Source organism: Bacillus sp. MT(2024), from assembly GCF_036362845.1.
In the GTDB taxonomy this organism is placed as follows: domain Bacteria; phylum Bacillota; class Bacilli; order Bacillales; family Bacillaceae; genus Bacillus; species Bacillus velezensis.
The window spans coordinates 3,447,418-3,468,329 of sequence record NZ_CP143632.1; the positions used below are offsets into that span (position 1 = coordinate 3,447,418).

The window sequence follows — 20,912 nt, forward strand, 5'->3', positions numbered from 1 at the left end:
TTATTCATAATCAGTTCCATCATTTTCATAAAATTCGTTCACTTGTTGCAGTATAACTGGCAGGCTTTCTCCATCACATATAATGTGATGAATATCAACAAATAGATAGGAGGCCGTTGTTGTCTTCATTAATTTCACACGCATCAACGGTGCTTCGGATAAAACAAACGGTTGTATAAATTTATCGTATTCTGTTTGTATATCTATTTCGTCCACTTCGCTGTAGTCTATTAAAACCCTTGCGTCTGGAGAAATCGTTTGAATAGGCTCACCGTCCACAACATGGAAACTAGTTCGCAAGATTTCTTCTTGCTTTAACAGCTTATCCAAAGCCTTCTGTAATCTTTCTTTATCTAGCGGTTCTTCATAAGCATAAACGTCCGATACGTTGTAGTTAATGTTAGGTCCGGTCATCTCGTCTAGAAGATAGAGTCGTTTCTGAGCTGAACTTGTAGGGTAGTATTCAGCTGCTGAAGCTTGTTCTATTGCCACAAACATCTCGCTCTCAATCGACTCGATATTTCCCGCTATCTGCTCGGGCGTACCAAAAGTAAAAACATCTCTAATTGACAATCTTACTCCTATGGCCTTCTCCAATTCATTGCACAAGAGCACTGCTTTCAGTGACGATCCCCCTAGATCAAAGAAGCTATCAGTTACACTGACTTTTTCAATATCTAGAATGTTCTCAAATGCCTGCACGATCAGAGTTTCATATTCATTTCGTGGTGCAATATATTCCTTTGACTTATACTCCGGCTGTGGTAATGAGGCTTTGTCAAGTTTCCCATTACTTGTAAGCGGAATCGCATCAACCGAAATAATATGTGCAGGCACCATGTAATCTGGTAATACTTTACTTAACTTGATCTTAACGTCCTTTTCTTCTATTTCTGTCTCAGTTATTACATAGGCACACAGGAATTTCTCATTCCTTTTGTCTTCTCGCACTATGACTACAGCTTCATTTATGCCTTCAAGCTCCAATAAACGGCTTTCTACTTCTCGTGGTTCAATACGATATCCTCTAATTTTTGCTTGGTCATCCATCCGTCCAATATATTCAATGTTTCCGTTAGGTAACCAACGTGCCAAATCACCTGTCCGATACATCTTTCCGGATCCAAATGGGTTGTGTACAAACTTCTCGTCTGTCAGGTCTTGTCGATTTAAATATCCTTGAGATACACCCTCACCTGTTATACATACCTCACCCGGAACTCCAATTCCACAAAGTTCATTTCCATTTAATATATAAATCTTTAATGTTGGAAGTGGCATTCCTATGTCGCTAATTCCTCTCTCGATGGCTTCAGCATCAATATCGCGATAAGTAGCGTATATCGTGGTTTCTGTTGGCCCGTACATATTAACCAGACGACAATGTCTATTGTTCTCATGCCATTTCTTCAAATGTGCTGGATAAAGTGCCTCCCCTGCAAAAATAACATATCGTAAACTATTTATGGTTTGTCCTGTCGTTGCATCGATCAACGCATAGAATGGTGAAGGTACCTGGCATAAGATGGTTACCGCTTCTTTTTGGAGCAGCTCTCCGAAGGCATATCCATCTTTTACTGTATCCTCAGAAGGTATTACAAGCTTTGCTCCATTCAATAGACTTCCGAATATTTCCCAAACCGAAACATCAAAACAATAAGAATGGAATTGAACCCAAATATCATTTTCATATAAATCAAGCTTAAACTTGTCATTCTTGAGTAATCGCACTACATTTACATGCTGAACCATAACACCTTTTGGCCGGCCCTTCGTACCTGAGGTATAAATAACATACATCAAATCACTTGAGTGATTTACATGAACAAGGTTACTGCATTCCATTTGATAATTTGCCTCATCATGAAGATGCATGACAGGAATGTCAACTTCAGGTTCTTTTGTACTGCATAATACGACCTTTGGTTTACAGTCATTAATGATATAATTAATTCTTTCCTCTGGATAAGATGGATCAACCGGTACGTAAGCTGCTCCAGCCTTTAAAATAGCGTATATACCCACCACCATCTCCAAACACTTCTCTGTTGAGATCACCACAAAGTCATTGGGTTGAATGTTATAGTCCTCACGAAGCTTTCTTGCCAGAGCATTCGCCCGTTCATTTAATTGTGCATAGGTCATCTGTTGTCCATTAAATGTGATGGCTATACTATTAGGTATTCTGGCGGCCTGCTCTTCAAGTAACTGCACAATCGTCATATTTTGAGGGAATTCTGCATCCGTCATATTGAACTCATCCAATATTTTTGCTTCTTCGTACAGATCTACCATGGCAATCTCCTGCAGCTTCTTTTCCGGAGACATTAAAACTCCTTCAATTAATGTTAAGAAGTGTTTTGCCATGTACTCGATCGTTTCTGGTTTGAATAAGTCTGTAGAATATTCAAAATCAATCTTATAGCCTTCTGAATCACTTATCATGGTTAAGGTAAGATCAAATTTAGAAATACTACCTTCAACGGATTCCCTTGTTCCAATATGAATACGATCCGAATAACTCTCTCTCTCATCGTCCTGCAATACAAACATCACATCAAATACTGGGTTTCTTGAGAAATCTCTCTTTACTCCCACTGCTTCAACTAAATCCTCGAACTGATAATCCTTGTTATCGTATGCCTGTAAACATTTCTCTTTTGTACGTAATAATACATCCTCAAATGTATCATCAGCGCACACATTCCCTTTGATTGCCAGAGTGTTTACAAACATGCCCAACATATTTTGGGTATCCGTATGGTTTCGGCCCGATATTGGCGTTCCTACTATAATTTCTTCCTGTCGACTGTATTTTCCTAACATAGAGAAAAAGGTGGATAACAACACCATAAACTCCGTTGCACCATACTTCTTCGCTAACTCTTTTACTTTAATACTCGTTTTTTCTTCTACCTGTGTTCGGAAATTAGCACCTCTAAAGCTTTGTTTATGAGGGCGTGGATAATCCATGATTAAATCCAGGACTGGTATATCACCGGAGAATTCTTTCTTCCAGTACGCTGCCTGTTCTGTGATATCTCTAGCATTTTGCCAAGCAGAAAAGTCTTTATACTGTACTCGTGGTGTTAACAATTCTCTTCCTTCATATAACTCTTGTATTTTGTAAAGCATAACTGGCATGCTTCCTGCATCACATAAAATATGGTGAATATCCAGGAATAAATATGAATCACTTGGAGTATTCAGTATTTTTGCACGCATCAGTGGTGATTTTGACAGGTCAAATGGTTGGACGAAAGTATTATATTCATCTTGGATATACTGTGAATCTGCTGTCTTTACTTCACTGTGCTCCAGCACAATTCTTGCATCTGAAGAAATTTTTTGAATTGGTTCACCATTCACGATATGGAAACTTGTCCTTAAAATTTCCTCATGCTCTACTAATTGATCCAATGCCCTCTGAAGTCGCTCATTGTCTGGTTTAACTTTAAGCTTGATTACTAAAGGAATATTATAAGTTGTACCAGGACCTGTTAGTTGATCCAAAAGATAAAGTCTCTTTTGAGCTGAGCTTATAGAATAGCTTTCTGCTTCTGCTATTTCTGGTATTTCTTCATACGTATTTACCTTTGAGTTTTTAATTGTTTCTGCAATATTCTTCGGTGTAACTAAATCAAAAATTTCTCTAAGTTGCAGCCTTACCCCTGTACTCTTCTCTAATTCATTACACAGCCGGATTACATTAAGCGAGTATCCACCTAAATCAAAGAAATTGTCATTTACGCTTACTCTTTCCATACCAAGCACATATTCAAATGCCTCTACTACCAATTTCTCCGTCTGGGTCTGTGGTGCCTCATAACCCCTTATCATCTTACTTTCTTCCATATGCTTTTCCGGGTTCGGCAATAATTTACGATTTACTTTACCATTTGCAGATAGTGGAATCTCATCTACCTGTATGAATTGTGCCGGGATCATATAATCAGGCAGATGTTTGGCTAACTCTCTTTTTATTTCTGCCAATTCTACGGTCTCATCTGCAACAATATACCCACACAATTGCTTCTCTCCATGTGAATCACTGTAATCAGCGACGACGGACTGGTGAATATGTGGCAAATGATTGATACAGTGTTCTATTTCTCCTAGTTCGACACGATGTCCACGTATCTTAACTTGACTATCTTTTCTTCCCAGGAAGTCTACATATCCTTCCGGACGCATGACACCATAATCACCTGTTTTGTACAGATAACCTAATCTATGGTTGATAAAGGCGGCCTTCGTCTTCTCTTCTTCATTGAGATAACCTACGGCGACTCCTTTTCCACCAATATGCAGTTCTCCTGGTACGCCTACTGGGCATTCTTCCCCACATTCATCCAGTACGTAAATTTGTTGATTTTTCAGCGGATAGCCGTAAGGGATACTTTTCCACTCTGGCTTCACTTCTGTGATTGGGAAATATATGGACCATATAGAGCCTTCCGTTGCTCCACCTAACCCGATGACTTGTGCTTTTGGCATTCTTGTTTTGATTTTCGCTGGCAAACCAAGAGAAATCCAGTCTCCACTTAGCATCACCATACGTAAGCGCTCTGCTGAAGTGCTATGCACCTTGTCTTGCTTTGTGCTTTCTAGATACATATCCATAATTGCCGGAACCGAATTCCATATCGTGATTTCTTCTTCGATCATGATCTGATGAATACTGGCCATATCTAAAAGATCTGGAATTAATACTAACTGAGCTCCGCTAATGAGTGCTCCAAAAATATCATAGACGGATAAATCAAAGCTCATCGATGATAGGGCAATGATTTTATCTTCGCTATTTACTTGGAATCTCTCATTAATATCTAATAGTGTATTCACTACTGCCTCATGAGTGATCACAACACCCTTAGGATGTCCAGTGCTTCCTGACGTATAGATAGCATAGGCTCTATCCTGCTGGCAGCCTTCTAACAGTTCGAAGGCGCCATCGTTATAGGTGGAAAGGTTCTCTGTTTCATATAAATCCGGATGAATCATGAGCTTGATATCACTATGTTCCACGATATATTTTATTCTTTCCTCAGGATGTTCCGGATTAACAGGAATATAAGCATGGCCGGCTTTTAAAATAGCTACCATATTTACAATGGTCTCAATTCGTCTCTCTGCCCAAACTCCAATATAAGAATTGAGCGCATAGTTTTGTTCTGCTAAATAGCGAGCGACCTGATTGGATTTTCTCGCCAACTCGCCATAGGTCAGTGTATCCTGTCCTAATTTGACTGCAATAGCATCGGGAGTCTTCTGGCATTGCCGGTCTATTAATCTTTGCAGTAAATCTCCTTCATAATCTCCTTGTGTATGATTGTAATCAAGCAGTAGTTTAGAATGTGTCAAAGGTAGCGGCATAGATGAAAGATTATTTTCTATAACTTGCTGTAATCGAAGTTGATACGTTTCAAACATGGCACTGATCATGTCTTCATCAAACAAATCTTTTGCATAATCCCAAGTCATAATTAATTGTCCGTCTCTTTCCGTGACTTGGAAGTCCAAAAATACTTCAGGGGTCTGGCTTATTCCGTATTTCAATTCTCCCCTACTGCCTATATTGGCATTGAAAGAATTCACTTCGTCACGCAGCATACTCGTAAATATAATTGGCATTATAGCTTGATCTTCTTGACCGCGGTTTTCAGCCAGATCACGCAGGAAATCAGCCCCACTGTAAAATCTGTGGTCTAACGCTTCAAATAACCGCTTCTGAATCGCAGCAGTTCTTTCCCAAAATTGTCTGTGAGATGATAAATCGATATCTAACAACAATTTTGATACAAAATCCCCCATCAGAGACATTCCATCTTGATGAAAAGGCTGATTACTAAAGAGATTTAAGCTAAGTGCCATATTGGATTGATTGCTCCATCTATATAGAACTTCCGCATATATTGTGCACAATAACGCAGATGGTGCAATTCTGTTATCCAAAGCTTTGTTTCTCACAACCGCCCAGTCTGTCGCAGAAATTTTCGTTTCTAAACGTTTTACTGTCGCGTTGTTTACAGCATTCCCGTTAAAAAGAAGCGGTAACTGTGGCGCATGTGGGAAATTCTCAACTTTGCTCTTCCAATAAGCTTGATCTCTTTGATGCAATGCTTGCATCAAATCTGAAACTTGCTGCGCCAAATGATTGGCACGATGATCAAGCTCTGCTTGGGTCGAATCTTTTTCCTCTTTCTTAACATCTTCTTTCTTAAGTAGAGTTTGCAAACGATCTTTTGGATGCTTTATAACTTCCGAAAGCAATAAAACATAATCATCCACCATTTGCTTTATCGTTTCTTGTTTAAATAAATCTGTAGAATACTCTAAGTTGACCATATAACCCTCTGATGTTTGTATTACCATTAAATTCAGATCAAACTTAGCTACTTTTCCTTCCATTGGTACCCATGTTCCACTCATAATGCTCTTTGAACCAGACATAATTTCACTCTCTGGCATCATAAACATTACATCAAATAATGGATTTCTTGATAAATCTCTCTTTACATCTACTGCCTCAACCAATTCTTCATATTGAAAGTCCTGATTATCGTACGCACGAAGACATTTTTCTTTTACCCCTAGCAATACTTGTTCAAAACTCTCCTCTTGTTTCACTTTTCCTTTGATAGCCAAGGAGTTTACAAACATCCCCAGCATTTCTTGTGTATCAACGTGGGTTCTGCCTGATACAGGAGTTCCAACTACAATTTCTTCCTGTTGACTGTATTTGCTCATTAGAAGCATAAAGGTTGATAACATAATCATGAATTCTGTAGCACCATGCTTCTTCGCTAATTCTTTTATTTCCATACAAACTGGGGCTTCAATTTTGGTTTTTATGTCGGCGCCATTGAAGCTCTTTTTCTTAGGACGTTGGAAATCTGTATTCAAATTTAGTATTGGAATTTCGCCTAAGAACTCGTTCTTCCAATATGCTGCCTGTTCCGTAATATCCTGAGTCATTTGCCAAGCAGAGAAATCTTTATAATGAACCCTTGGCATTGGTAGAGTATATCCTTCATATAACTCACTTATCCAGTTCATCATAATAGGCAGACTTTCTCCATCAGAAACAATATGATGAATATCCAGCATCAAGTATGAAGCTTGTGGCGTCTGTAATAACTTAACCCGCATCAAAGGTGCTTTCGATAAATCAAATGGGCGCACAAAATTATCATATTCAGCTTGAATATCTAGTGAATCTGCTTCTTTGTATTCTAATACTACTCTCGCATCTGGTTGAATTACTTGAACTGGCTCTCCATCAATAAGATGGAAGCTCGTTCTCAATATTTCTTCTCTTTCTAAGAGTTTATCTAATGCTCCCTGTAACTGCTCTTTATCCAGAGTTTTATCATATTTAATGACATTCGAAATGTTATAGGAAATACTAGGACCAACTATCTCATTGAGAAGATAAAGTCGCTTTTGAACAGAACTCATAGGATAGAACTCTGCTTTAGCTATTTTCGGTATTTCCGAGAAACGATCATATTGTAAACTTCCAATTCTTTCTCCAATACGTTTGGGTGTAGATAAAGCAAATATTTCACTAAGCTGCAGTTTTATACCGATTGTCTTTTCTAATTCATTACACAATAATGTAACTTTCAGTGAATGACCACCCAAGTCAAAAAAGCTATCATTGACACTAATTCCTGTTATTCCAAGGATTTTCTCAAATGCTTCAACTACTAACTTCTCTTCACTATTTGTTGGGGCTACATATTCCTTCACCTTGTATTCTGGTTCTGGTAGTGCCGCTTTGTTCAGCTTTCCATTATGGCTTAACGGAATTTGGTCAATACGAATAATATATAAAGGAACCATATAGTCTGGTAACTTCTTGCGTAACTCACTCTTGATCTTATCTTCGTCTAATTTTTCCACTTCTGTATGAACAACTACATAAGCACACAGATATTGTTCTCCTTGCTTGTCTTGTCGTACTATAACGGCTGCTCCACTAACTCCTTCGAGTTCCATCAAAGTACTTTCAATTTCTCCTGGTTCGATTCTGGAACCTCTTATTTTAACCTGATCATCTATACGACCAAGGTACTCGATCATTCCATCCGGCATCCACCGTGCCAGATCGCCTGTTTTATACATCATTCCTGAACCAAAAGGATTTTTAATAAATTTCTGTGCTGTCAATTCTTCACGATTTAAGTATCCACGTGACACACTTTCTCCTGCAATACATAATTCCCCTGGTACTCCTATTCCAGCTATTATTTCATTAGATAATATATAAATTTGTGTATTACTAATAGGCTTACCAATCCATACTTTATCTACATTTAAGTCTGCTGGACAATGATATCCACTGGAATTAACTGTAGTTTCTGCTGGACCATAGAGATTCAGTAGTTCTGCACTTACCTGTCCTTTTTCCCTTAATTGATTATAATGTCTCACACTTTCTGCATTCAGTTTCTCACCAATATTAATGATATAACGTAGAGTATTGATTTTCTCTTTGCTCATATCTAATTCATCTAAGAACATATTGAACATTGAAGGAACGAACTGGATTGCATTAACTTTATAATCCTGAATTACCTTGATGATCTTATCACTTTGTCTTTCTTCTCCTTGTTGCAAAATAACAAGTTTACCACCTGCTAACATCCACCAAAATACTTCCCAGGCAAAAACATCAAAGGCACAAGTGGTCTTCATTAAAAGAGATTCTCCCTCGTGTAATGGATATTCTCTTTGTGTCCACATCTGCTGATTGACTATATTCTGATGCTCTACCATAACTCCTTTTGGTTTTCCTGTTGTACCCGATGTATAAACCAGATAAATAAGATCATGAGGAGTATTTACATGTTCAGGATTCTCTGCACCTTCTTCATAATTGCTTGCACTATATAAGTCGACAACCTTTTCAGGGGAAATATTATACTTTCCATGACCAATTAAAACCGCTTTCGGCTGGCTATCTTCCAATATATACTCGATGCGTTCTTCTGGATAAAATGGGTCAATGGGTACATATGCTGCACCCGACTTCAGGATGGCATATAATCCGACCACCATCTCTAAACTTCTTTCTGCTATGATGGCAACAAAATCATCAGGCTGGATATGGTATTCTCGGCGTAACCTTAATGCAAGTTTATTAGCACGAGCATTTAGCTCGGCGTAACTCAATTTCTCATTCCCGAATACAACTGCTGTATTATGGGGGGTTCTTGCTACTTGTTCCTCAAATAATTGGACAATCGTCTTGTCTCTTGGATAGTCATGATCCGTTGCGTTAAACTGTACTAATTCTTTCATTTCTTCCGCTTCATTTGTCATGCCTAATTCGGTTAATTTCGTCTGTGGTGATGCAATTGCTTGTTCCATAAGCCTTTGCAGATGGGAACCAATAATGTTTATTTGTTCCTTGTTATATAGCTTTGTACTGAAAAGAATTCTAAAATGGATACGATCACTCTTAAATGCTGTCATTCCCAAGTCATACCCAATTTGTTCGCGGTAATATTCGGATTCCACATTTAATTTGCCATCAATATTTATACTTGTTCCTTGATAGCCTTCAAAGAAGAATAATGTTCCAATTAGATCTCTTCCTAATAAAGTATGATTCTGTATTTCTGCTAAGGGAAGAAAATCGTGTTCATTTGCAATAATTGCCTGGCTCTGTAATGATTTCAACAAATCGGCAAAGGTGTCTTCGTTTGTTGTCGATATACGTACGGGTATTGTATTGATAAATAAACCAACGATTTCTTCAATACCTTCAATCTCTGCATTTCTACCAGATACAACTTTTCCAAATACAACATCATTTGTTGAGTTGTATTTTTCCAATAAAACGCCCCAACAAGCTTCTACTAGCGTGTTCAATGTTACATCATATTGGGCACATATCGCTTCTGCTTGTTCAGTTACCTCTATGCTTAACTTAAACTCTTGGCTCTGACTCTCTTCTTCTGTTTCATCTGGACGACCTAAAGGTAGAATATCAGCCCTTGTCTCATATCCTTGAAGAAGGTCTTCCCAATATTTAAGGCTCGTCTCTTTATCTTTTTCATTTATATAATGGACAAACTTTTCATAGCTACCCATTTTATTAGAAGCAGCCTGATTAGGTGTTTTTAATTGTTCTTCATCTGTTGCCATATACGCACTAAATAATTCTTTACGCAAAATTGGCAAACACCAACCATCTAAAATAATATGATGGTTTGTCATGATCAACCGATAACCACTGTTGTTTATTTTTATCAGATTCATACGAACTAGTGTATCTTCTTCTAAATCAAATCCTCGTTTTACATCTTGTTCCTTTAAATCAAGATAATCCGATTCATTATCTACTTCCATATAATTAAATTCCGGCATTCTTTCTTTCAATACAACTTGTCTTGGTACACTTACTCCCCGATAACAGATCTTCGTACGTAAAATATCATGCTGTGTTGCTAGATATTCAAAAGCTTTGTGCATCTTCTCTACATCTACTTCCGTCAATCGCAACGTCTGCTGAACAACATACTTCGTAGAGGATTCATCCAAAAGCTTCTCATAGAGCATTCCCTCTTGCACAGGAGCCAATGGATAGATACGTTGAATTTCTTCGCCGCGGATTTTGGCAGCTTCCTGTACATAACAGAATTCGCTATCTTTCCATACCCTCTCACCAAAATCACTTGCGGTTGACTCACTCTTCTGTGCATGGGAGCAATGTTCTGCGACCGCTATCAGTTCTTCTTCATATGCTTTTCCTATTTGCTCAATTCTCTCAGCTAAATAACGACTGCTGTTGCAGGTTACTGTCATAGATAAACTACCTTTTTGCACATGACCTATGACGTTAATGGATGGTCCAAATTGATTGCGAGGATCCGTATCCTGTCCATAACCCAGTTGTGAAAACTCAAAATATGGATCGCCAGATTCTTTCTTTGTTTCTAGTTCTCCAAGATAATTAAATGATATATCTGGTGCCACTTCCACATTCATTTCTTCTGAATTAACCATGTCTGCATACTTTATGAGGCCATAATCAATTCCATGTGCTGGCACGCGTCGTAGGTTCTCTTTCGTATTTCGAATATCCTGAGCAATATTAGTGCCTAACTCTTCTAAAACTACGGGATATATACTAGTGAACCATCCTATTGTCCTGCCTATATCAAAAGACCCTACTGTTTCTTCACGACCATGTCCTTCCATCTGTATAGCAAGCGTTCTCTGACCTGTTACTTTGTTTACCGCACGCCCTAGTGCTGTTACAAGCAAGTCATTAATCTCTGTATTATAAGCATGTGCACTCTCTTTTAATAACTTTTCTGTGATAGCGGCATTAAGACATGCCACGGCTGTCTTTGGTTCGAATTTGTCATCAATTCCATCTTCTTTTAACTTACCATCAACCAATTTATTTTCTATTTCTGACCAGTAAGCTAACCTTCTCTTTAACTTTTCACTCTGGCTGTAATAAGCTAATCCTTCGCTCCATACTTTAAAGGAAACGGTTTTAGCTGGTAATGTTATCTCTTTTTGATTCAAAGCTTGAGAGTAGCCCTTCTCCAAATCCTCAGTTAAAATCCGCCAGGAAATCACATCCATTATCATATGATGAGCTAGCAACATCATATAATCTTGCTCCGGCGTACTAAATAAAACAGCCTGCAATAATGGTCCTTCCGCCAAATCCATCTTTACTTTCGTTGTCTTAATTTTTTCCTGAATCTCTTCAGATTCACATGCTATTTTTGTAAAGCCGTACCATTTCTTATCTTCTACTTTCCCTATAACCTGTTTCTTATCTTTGTACGTAGCTCTCAACATATCATGATGCTGCACTAACGCAGATAAAGCTTTTTGTAGTGCCAGATCATTTAGTTTTTCACGAACCTTAAACACTTGGCATACATTAAAATGTTCAGGATCTATCATATTTTGTGCGAAGAAGTAGTTTTGAATTGGTATCAGTGAAATTTCACCAGTTATTTCTCCTTGCTCCGCAGGCATAATTTCTTTTTTTGTGGATAAATTCATGGCTATTAGCTTTGGTGTTCTCTCCATCAAAAGATTTCGCATGGAGCTATCGTATCCAGCTTCTCTTATCTTGTTTAGAATATGGATAGCCTTAATCGAATCTCCACCCAAATCAAAGAAATTGTCATTTACACTTACTCTTTCCATATCAAGTACATGTTCAAATGCCTCTACTACCAATTTTTCCGTCTGGGTCTTTGGTGCCTCATAACCCCTTATCATCTTAGTTTCTTCAATAAACTGTTCCGGGTTCGGCAATAATTTACGATTTACTTTACCATTTGCAGATAGTGGAATCTCATCTACCTGTATGAATTGTGCCGGGATCATATAATCAGGCAGATGTTTGGCTAACTCTCTTTTTATTTCTGCCAATTCTACGGTCTCATCTGCAACAATATACCCACACAATTGCTTCTCTCCATGTGAATCACTGTAATCAGCGACGACGGACTGGTGAATATGTGGCAAATGATTGATACAGTGTTCTATTTCTCCTAGTTCGACACGATGTCCACGTATCTTAACTTGACTATCTTTTCTTCCCAGGAAGTCTACATATCCTTCCGGACGCATGACACCATAATCACCTGTTTTGTACAGATAACCTAATCTATGGTTGATAAAGGCGGCCTTCGTCTTCTCTTCTTCATTGAGATAACCTACGGCGACTCCTTTTCCACCAATATGCAGTTCTCCTGGTACGCCTACTGGGCATTCTTCCCCACATTCATCCAGTACGTAAATTTGTTGATTTTTCAGCGGATAGCCGTAAGGGATACTTTTCCACTCTGGCTTCACTTCTGTGATTGGGAAATATATGGACCATATAGAGCCTTCCGTTGCTCCACCTAACCCGATGACTTGTGCTTTTGGCATTCTTGTTTTGATTTTCGCTGGCAAACCAAGAGAAATCCAGTCTCCACTTATCATCACCATACGTAAGCGCTCTGCTGAAGTGCTATGCACCTTGTCTTGCTTTGTGCTTTCTAGATACATATCCATAATTGCCGGAACCGAATTCCATATCGTGATTTCTTCTTCGATCATGATCTGATGAATACTGGCCATATCTAAAAGATCTGGAATTAATACTAACTGAGCTCCGCTAATGAGTGCTCCAAAAATATCATAGACGGATAAATCAAAGCTCATCGATGATAGGGCAATGATTTTATCTTCGCTATTTATTTGGAATTTCTCATTAATATCTAATAATGTATTCACTACTGCTTCATGGGTGATCACAACACCCTTAGGATGTCCAGTGCTTCCTGACGTATAGATAGCATAGGCTCTATCCTGCTGGCAGCCTTCTAACAGTTCGAAGGCGCCATCGTTATAGGTGGAAAGGTTCTCTGTTTCATATAAATCCGGATGAATCATGAGCTTGATATCACTATGTTCCACGATATATTTTATTCTTTCCTCAGGATGTTCCGGATTAACAGGAATATAAGCATGGCCGGCTTTTAAAATAGCTACCATATTTACAATGGTCTCAATTCGTCTCTCTGCCCAAACTCCAATATAAGAATTGAGCGCATAGTTTTGTTCTGCTAAATAGCGAGCGACCTGATTGGATTTTCTCGCCAACTCGCCATAGGTCAGTGTATCCTGTCCTAATTTGACTGCAATAGCATCGGGAGTCTTCTGGCATTGCCGGTCTATTAATCTTTGCAGTAAATCTCCTTCATAATCTCCTTGTGTATGATTGTAATCAAGCAGTAGTTTAGAATGTGTCAAAGGTAGCGGCATAGATGAAAGATTATTTTCTATAACTTGCTGTAATCGAAGTTGATACGTTTCAAACATGGCACTGATCATGTCTTCATCAAACAAATCTTTTGCATAATCCCAAGTCATAATTAATTGTCCGTCTCTTTCCGTGACTTGGAAATCTAAAAATACTTGAGGGGTCTGGCTTATTCCGTATTTAATTTTCCCTAATTTCGTCAACGTATCTGCAAATTCCGATTTATCGAATAACATACTAGTAAATACAATTGGCATAATCGCTTTACTAGTCATTTCTCTCTTACTTGCAATATTCCGTATAACATCAACACCACTATAAAAACGATGGTCTACTGCTTCAAATAATATATCTTGAACCATAGATGCTTTCTCCCAAAAAGCACGATGAACAGATAAATCAATATCTAACAATAAAACTGATGTAAAATCTCCAATCAACTTCATTACGTCTGGATGAAAGGACTGTCGATTAAATAATGTTAAATTAAGTGCCATTCTGGATTGATTGCTCCATTTGCACAAAACTTCCGCATAAATTGTACATAAGAATACAGATGGTGTTACACCGTACTGAGTTGCCAGGCCCTTCACAATATTCCATTGATCTGTTGTCAGACTTTTCTCCATTCGCTGAAATATTGGTTTCTCTATGAATTCTGGCTCACAAACTAATGGTAGCTGAGGTGCATAGGGAAAATCCTCTATTTTGGCTTGCCAATAGTCTTGAGCTTTTTGATAGGCGGAAGATTCACGAAAGCTCTCCAATGCCCTTACATAATCTGAGAATTGGAATGTTAAAGGTTTAATCTCCATATTCGGTTTCTCATAATAATCCATTATCTCTTGTATTAAAATTAATAAACTGCCTCCATCAGCAATTAATAAGTCAATATCCAGGAAGAGATAATTTTTCTTCTCACCAAGAATAAATGCAGTCAACTCAAATAATGGCCAATGATCTTGTTGGAAAACAAAATGTGACCTGCTATTTCTTTTTTCCAATATACGTTTTTGTTGATCCTCTAAAGACAAGTCTTGTAAATCTTCAATACAAATCTCATAAGAAGAATTAGAACGCCGAACTTTTTGCATTCCTGTATCATCAAAAATAGTACGCAGCATAAGCTGACGCTCTAAAACATGATTCAATGCATCGTTTAAACGTTTAATATCTAATTCTGTTTCAAACTCATAATAGGCATGTGTGGAGACATTACCCATTTCCATAATATTTTGTCTTCCAACTAAATAGGCTCCTTGTATTTCTGTTACCTGGAACGGCTCATACCACATGTCTTTATTCCCTGTTAATTCGGATGCATTGACATCCTCTGCCTTTAGTTGTTCCTCAACCATCTTAATTATTTGTTCCAGGCTAGACATTTTGAAAAGGCTTACAATAGGGATTTCGACTTGAAATCGTTGATTTATTTCATCCTGGAAACGAATCAACGTTAACGAACTAACTCCCATCCGAGAAATCGTATCGTCTACTTTCAAAGAAGGGATAGAGAATACTTCTTTTGCAATTTCAACGATTTGATTTTCAATCTCCGTTTTGTTCCATGCTGACTTCTTTGCAGATTCCTTGATACTCTGATAAGAATATGGAGCTATTGCGATAACTTCATCAAACTCATGATTCTCAAATCGCTCTATTAAAAGAAAACGTTGCACCTTTCCACTTGTTGTTTTCGGTATCGTTTTTATTGGAATTACATAATCTGCAGCTATTCCAACCCGTTCTAATACCATATCCTGCACTTGATGGGCAAGTGGCAAAAATGCCTTGGCACCTTTTCGATTATGTACAAATACTATAATTTCATCCCTGATCGATGACGGATTGCGAACACCACACACAACGACTTGAGACAACTCTGGGATCGCCAATGTTAACATATTTTCTATATCGCTAGCATAATAATTCTGACCATTTACAAACAGAATATCCTTCTTTCTGCCCATTACAATGAGTTCTCCATTGCGTAAAAGTCCTAAATCTCCTGTACAGAAGAAGCCCTGTTCATTAAAAGGGGAACTATCATGATTCATATATCCCTCAAATACATTTTTCCCCTTGATCACTATATTGCCTATGTAATTTTCCCCTAAGATGTGGTCTTCATCATCTACAATCAATATTTCTAATTCATATAATGGTTCTCCTACTATGGCAAACTCTGCTGCATTTGGCTCCTTCGTTTCTATATACTCCACTTCTTGACCAATACGAGCTTTATGACGGTTAATACATATACTTCTATTATGTCCTTCTTCAGGAATAGTAACAGCCAGACTAGCTTCTGCCATACCATAGACTTGATGGATCGTATTTTCACGCAAGCCAGAAGACGAGAATTTTTCATAAAATCGTCTAATGGTATCCATTGATATTGGTTCTGCACCACACATTATGTTTCGCACACTAGATAAATCAATATTTTCTAAATGTGAATCCTTTACAGTCTTTATCATCCAGTCTAATCCAAAATTCGGACTTACAAGCACCGTTGCTTTTAATTGCGCACATTTTTGAAGATATAGCCAAGATTTCTTTAAAAATGTACCCGAATTTAGAAGGGAATGAGATATACCCGCAAATATCGGAGTTAAATGATAACCGATCAAGCCCATATCATGTGTCAATGGTAACCAACTAGCCATGACATCATTTGTGTCTAGTTTCAAACGATCTACTATCTGTGCCAAATTATAAACTAGATTTTCATGGGTTAATTTTACTCCTTTAGGGTTACCTGTGCTGCCAGACGAATATTGTATATACGCTAAGTCCTGACAATCTACTGTAACGCATTGCCCCTCTTCCATATTACATGCTAAGGTTTCATACTCTAAGTATTTCAAATTATTGGCTTCATAACTTTCTCTAAACGTATTTAAATTTCTTTCATCAGTAATTATCCACGCATTCGGCAACTGCTCACTTACTTTCACTAACTTCTTGAAAGCTTCAGTGTCAGGCGATGCAATTAGCGGTACAGACAGAGGAACGGGGATCATGCCTCCTAAAATACAACCCCAAAACAACCTTATAAAGAATAAATTATTGTTTGTCTGAAAGATAATATAAGAGCCCTTCTGAAATCCCTGCTTTTGTAGTGCCCCTAAGATGGATTTGGCATTAAAATAAAGACTTTCATAAGACTCAAACAATTCAGAGCCATCGGATTGAGTAAAGTAAACTCCCCTTGATTTCTCGTTAGCATAAATTCCAAGTAATTGATCTAGTGTTATATTAACTCCATCCTCTAATACTGATTTTGTATAGGGTTTCATATTGCACCTCTTAAAAAGTTATTGTTTTTATGCTGCGATATTATCTTTGTTACAAACGTCTTGATCTTGCCTCTTTAATATTAAAATTTATGTTGAGAATTATTTATGTATATTGGCTTCTATAATTCTATTATATTATATTTAAGGATTATATCAACAAAATTCTTAAAAATTTTTCCAGCTCAAAGGGCGTGGTTTAAACCCACCGCCCTTAGCCTGGATAGTAATAATCAGAATCACTTAAAAAAACACTCAATAATGCCCCCGTTGTCAAGACACGATTTTTTGAGGAAAAAGTTATGTCCTTCTTATCATGTCATGTAGCATTTCAGGATGCGATCTGTTCTCAATATATCATTTTTTTACATTTTCCAATTTAATAGCGTGCAGAAAGGCAAACAGCCTCTGCACGCTTGTGTATAAATCTTAAATCTCAACTTATATCTTATATCATACAGCAGTCATTTTCTTGATCATCCAGACGGTGCCACATCAAATGCTCTCATCGGTTTCCCTTGATAGTCAACGAAAACAAATTCACTATCGATACGAACTTGTCGATTAATGAGATTATAAATATCTTCTGCTGTTTCTTTTGGATGTGTCGGGTCTATCATTCCTCCCATATCCGTCCTTACCCACCCTGGATGGACGGAAAGGACTTGAATGCCTTCATTCTTTAATGCTACATGGAGCTTCTCGGACAACATATTTAAGGCAGCTTTCGACAACCCATAAGGATAATCACCACTATATGCATTTGTTAGACTACCACCTTCTGACGAGATGTTGATAATGGATTGATTCTCACCCTTTTTCAGCAAAGGTAGAAAATGTTTAATCACACGGGCTGGTCCTAACGTGTTGACATCAAATGCTAGTTTGATAGCCTCTATATCAATATCCTCAATAGACGTACCCCTTCCATTAAGAATGGCAGCATTATTGATAATCACATCAAGACTTTCACCTACATTACGAGCTGCTTCACGAACAGATTCCTCGTCTGTGACATCTAAATGAAGAATTTCTAACTGGTTGCTATTTTTCTCTTTTAATTTGGTTAATTGAGTCCTTTTTTGTTCATTCGCATCTCTGACTCCAGCAACAATCGGTACCCTTTTTCTAATCCAACTTCGACAAATCCAAGCCCTAAGCCCCTATTTGCCCCAGTAATTAATATATCCACCATAATCCTCCCAGATTTTTTTAATAGTTATTTTACGGATGCATGTGATAGCAATAGGTAAGACTTTGATGTAATCGCCATCTTTTCCCCTGCTCCACACCCAACGTGCGACTTTCACCGCATTGGGCGTTCCATCTTATTCTTTTATGCTAAAGGTTTAAATAATTACTTTTTTTAATATTTTTCTTTTTTTATTTCTTCGATCAAATTAAAATTCGGTTTCCCAAAAGGATTAATTGCATATGGTCGATGAGATATACTTATTAGCTGATATGCCAAAAACAAATCATTTTCCTCTAAACAGTCTCTCCCTTGCCTCACTGCATGTACTGTCGCTTCTTCTAATATTTTCTTAACATAAAAAGGAATCCCTTTAGAAGCGTAATATAATTTCTCAGATAAATTAGGATTAGCTAAATATGATTTGCACACAAACGGAAGTTGATGATCCAGGTTATTTAAAAATGCTCTAAATACTATTTGTTCTTCTTTACTTTCATACTCAAATGATTTCAAATCTAATCTTGTGCAAAAGCGCCGATCTAACTGTGCATTATGCTGGAAAATTTTCTGTGACTCTGGCATGCCACAAATTAAAACAGGAACTCCTACATCATCAGTAAAAGCTTAAATTTATTTTAATGGGAGGATTAGAAAAACGTACTATTACTAATAAAGGGATAGTGATTAAAAATGAATACTATACTAGCGCGGATCTTATGAATTATTTAAAAAAAATGAACAAAACTAATACAATCCTCTTCTACCTTTACATGATCTAACAATTTCAGTTCAAATCCACAGTTACATTTTTTTAATGTTTTTCTTATCGGAGATATCTTACTGTTACATCTTGGGCATTCATTAACCAAATACAAATTATGTATGGGACAAATAACATTAACTGTATAGTTCCAAATTTTCTTCTGATAAAAATTCTCATTAAAACAAGCTGGGCAAATTTTATCAGCATATAAATTAATACCTAACTTAAAGCCCGTCCTTATAAATCCAAGATTAGTGGTATCCATAATTTTATCATTTTCATACTCCATAATTCTCTTTCAGTAATACCAGTAATGTTACTCAGTAACTCTAAACTTATCTTACCCGCATCACCTCTAACAATTTTCTTTTTTTTATCTGAGCCATAGTATATATCCAACTAGAATTTTCATAACCATTATAATCAGTTATTCTTAATATATATCCTGCTAAAGATTCATCTTCTAAAGGTTTTGGAGTTAGCAATAACCTTTCCAATAAGCCATACCTCTCCTTCATTTATTTTTTTATTATTTCAAAATAAAACAGCTAAGAAAATATAATTTTCTTAGCTGTTTTACTTTCTAGCTGATTTTGAAATCTAGTTTAGGAGTTCTTGAAACTATTCCGAATAATTATGAAAAATCACATTATAATGCTGTCATTTCTTCGTGCTCGTGTTCATCCTGCACGAATAAAATACCTAATTCATGATGTTCGCCTTCATAGGACGCGCGCTGATCAAACCGGATTTCACCATTCAGGCCGATGATCTCCATTTTTACAAATGCGCGGTTTTTTTGAAGTGCTTCATAAAAATCCGATACATGCTTCACGGGGATGCCGTTTACTTTCGTAATAATCTCACCGATCTTCAGCTCAAGATCGTCCGCGGGTGTATTCGGAATGATGCCGAGCACCATTAAGCCCTGATCCCGCTTAGAGAAATAAAACGGAGCCGCGTTATCGTTCAGCCGCTGTCTCAATGATAAAAACAGGCGTCCGAGCACCGCAATACAAGCGGCAGCTCCGGCAAGCGGAGTCCACCAAAGGGCAGCTGCCCCGAATGCGGTCACGATAACCCCGAGAATCATGACACGTTTCGCCGTTATCCTTATGCTGACTTCCGGAAGTGACCCCTGCACACGCTGTCCGAAGCCGGCGATATAAGGAATCCAGATCAAATGGAAAGAGCCGCCCGGCACGGTAAAGACAGGCCACCAAGAAAGATGTGACTCAAGCCCGCTGCCCGGCACCAATAAGAAAAGCGGAAGCAGCCATGCGCGATTCGCCAATTGTCGGCCGATGGGCAGGCCTCTGCTGCTGACGACAAGCGCCGGAGATGTTTTCAGATGCGCTGAACGGCAGGCAGCCGCTCCCTCCGTGATAATCAAAAGGCCCATAAACACGGCCGCCGATGCCCAATTCACGCCGAATGCCTGCGGAAACCGATCCGCAAACGGCACTGTGTGGGTATACTGAAGGAGAAACGCAATGAACATGCCGGCGCTGACAATATAAGCTGATGACAGCCAATTCATACGGAACGTCAGCGAAGCCAAAGCCGTCACGGCCGCGATTATGCCGAGAAGACCGAATGGAATCGAAATTCCCAGTCCAAAAAATAATATGGAGAGAAGAATACCCGGTATAAGTCCTTTTATGTATGTAAAGATAAGCTCGTCATACATATCCGCGATTTTTGTATGAAACGTATGGCGTTCACGTTTGATCCGCAAATATCCGCATGCGAGACTTATGATGATAAAAAACCAGAACATCGGGTGCAAAAAAAACAGACCGATACTTTTCAGAAGTTCAATTCCCCATTGAACAGACACTGCTTTCACCGCCTCAA

At 38.0% G+C, this 20,912-nt stretch carries 4 protein-coding genes; all 4 read right to left on the bottom strand.

Going from position 1 to position 20,912, the window contains the following annotated elements:
• Positions 1-17,100 carry a non-ribosomal peptide synthetase gene (locus VP472_RS17185; RefSeq protein WP_153986741.1) on the bottom strand — a complete coding sequence of 5,700 codons (17,100 nt, stop codon included), beginning with the start codon at positions 17,098-17,100 and terminating at the stop codon, positions 1-3.
• Positions 17,101-17,573: 473 nt separating this feature from the next.
• Positions 17,574-18,245, bottom strand: a complete 672-nt coding sequence (locus VP472_RS17190) for an SDR family oxidoreductase (RefSeq protein ID WP_330731224.1) — start codon at positions 18,243-18,245, stop codon at positions 17,574-17,576.
• A gap of 218 nt (positions 18,246-18,463) precedes the next feature.
• Positions 18,464-18,805, bottom strand: a complete 342-nt coding sequence (locus VP472_RS17195) for a hypothetical protein (protein ID WP_161596039.1) — start codon at positions 18,803-18,805, stop codon at positions 18,464-18,466.
• Positions 18,806-19,704: 899 nt separating this feature from the next.
• Positions 19,705-20,895: a cell division topological determinant MinJ gene (locus VP472_RS17200; RefSeq protein ID WP_007407459.1), complete on the bottom strand. Its 1,191-nt coding sequence runs from the start codon at positions 20,893-20,895 to the stop codon at positions 19,705-19,707.
• Between the last annotated feature and the right edge of the window lie 17 nt (positions 20,896-20,912).

Coding starts and splice junctions, on each gene's coding strand:
- VP472_RS17185 (WP_153986741.1), bottom strand. CDS start 17,100: ATGAAACCCTATACAAAATCAGTATTAGAGGATGGAGTTAATATAACA.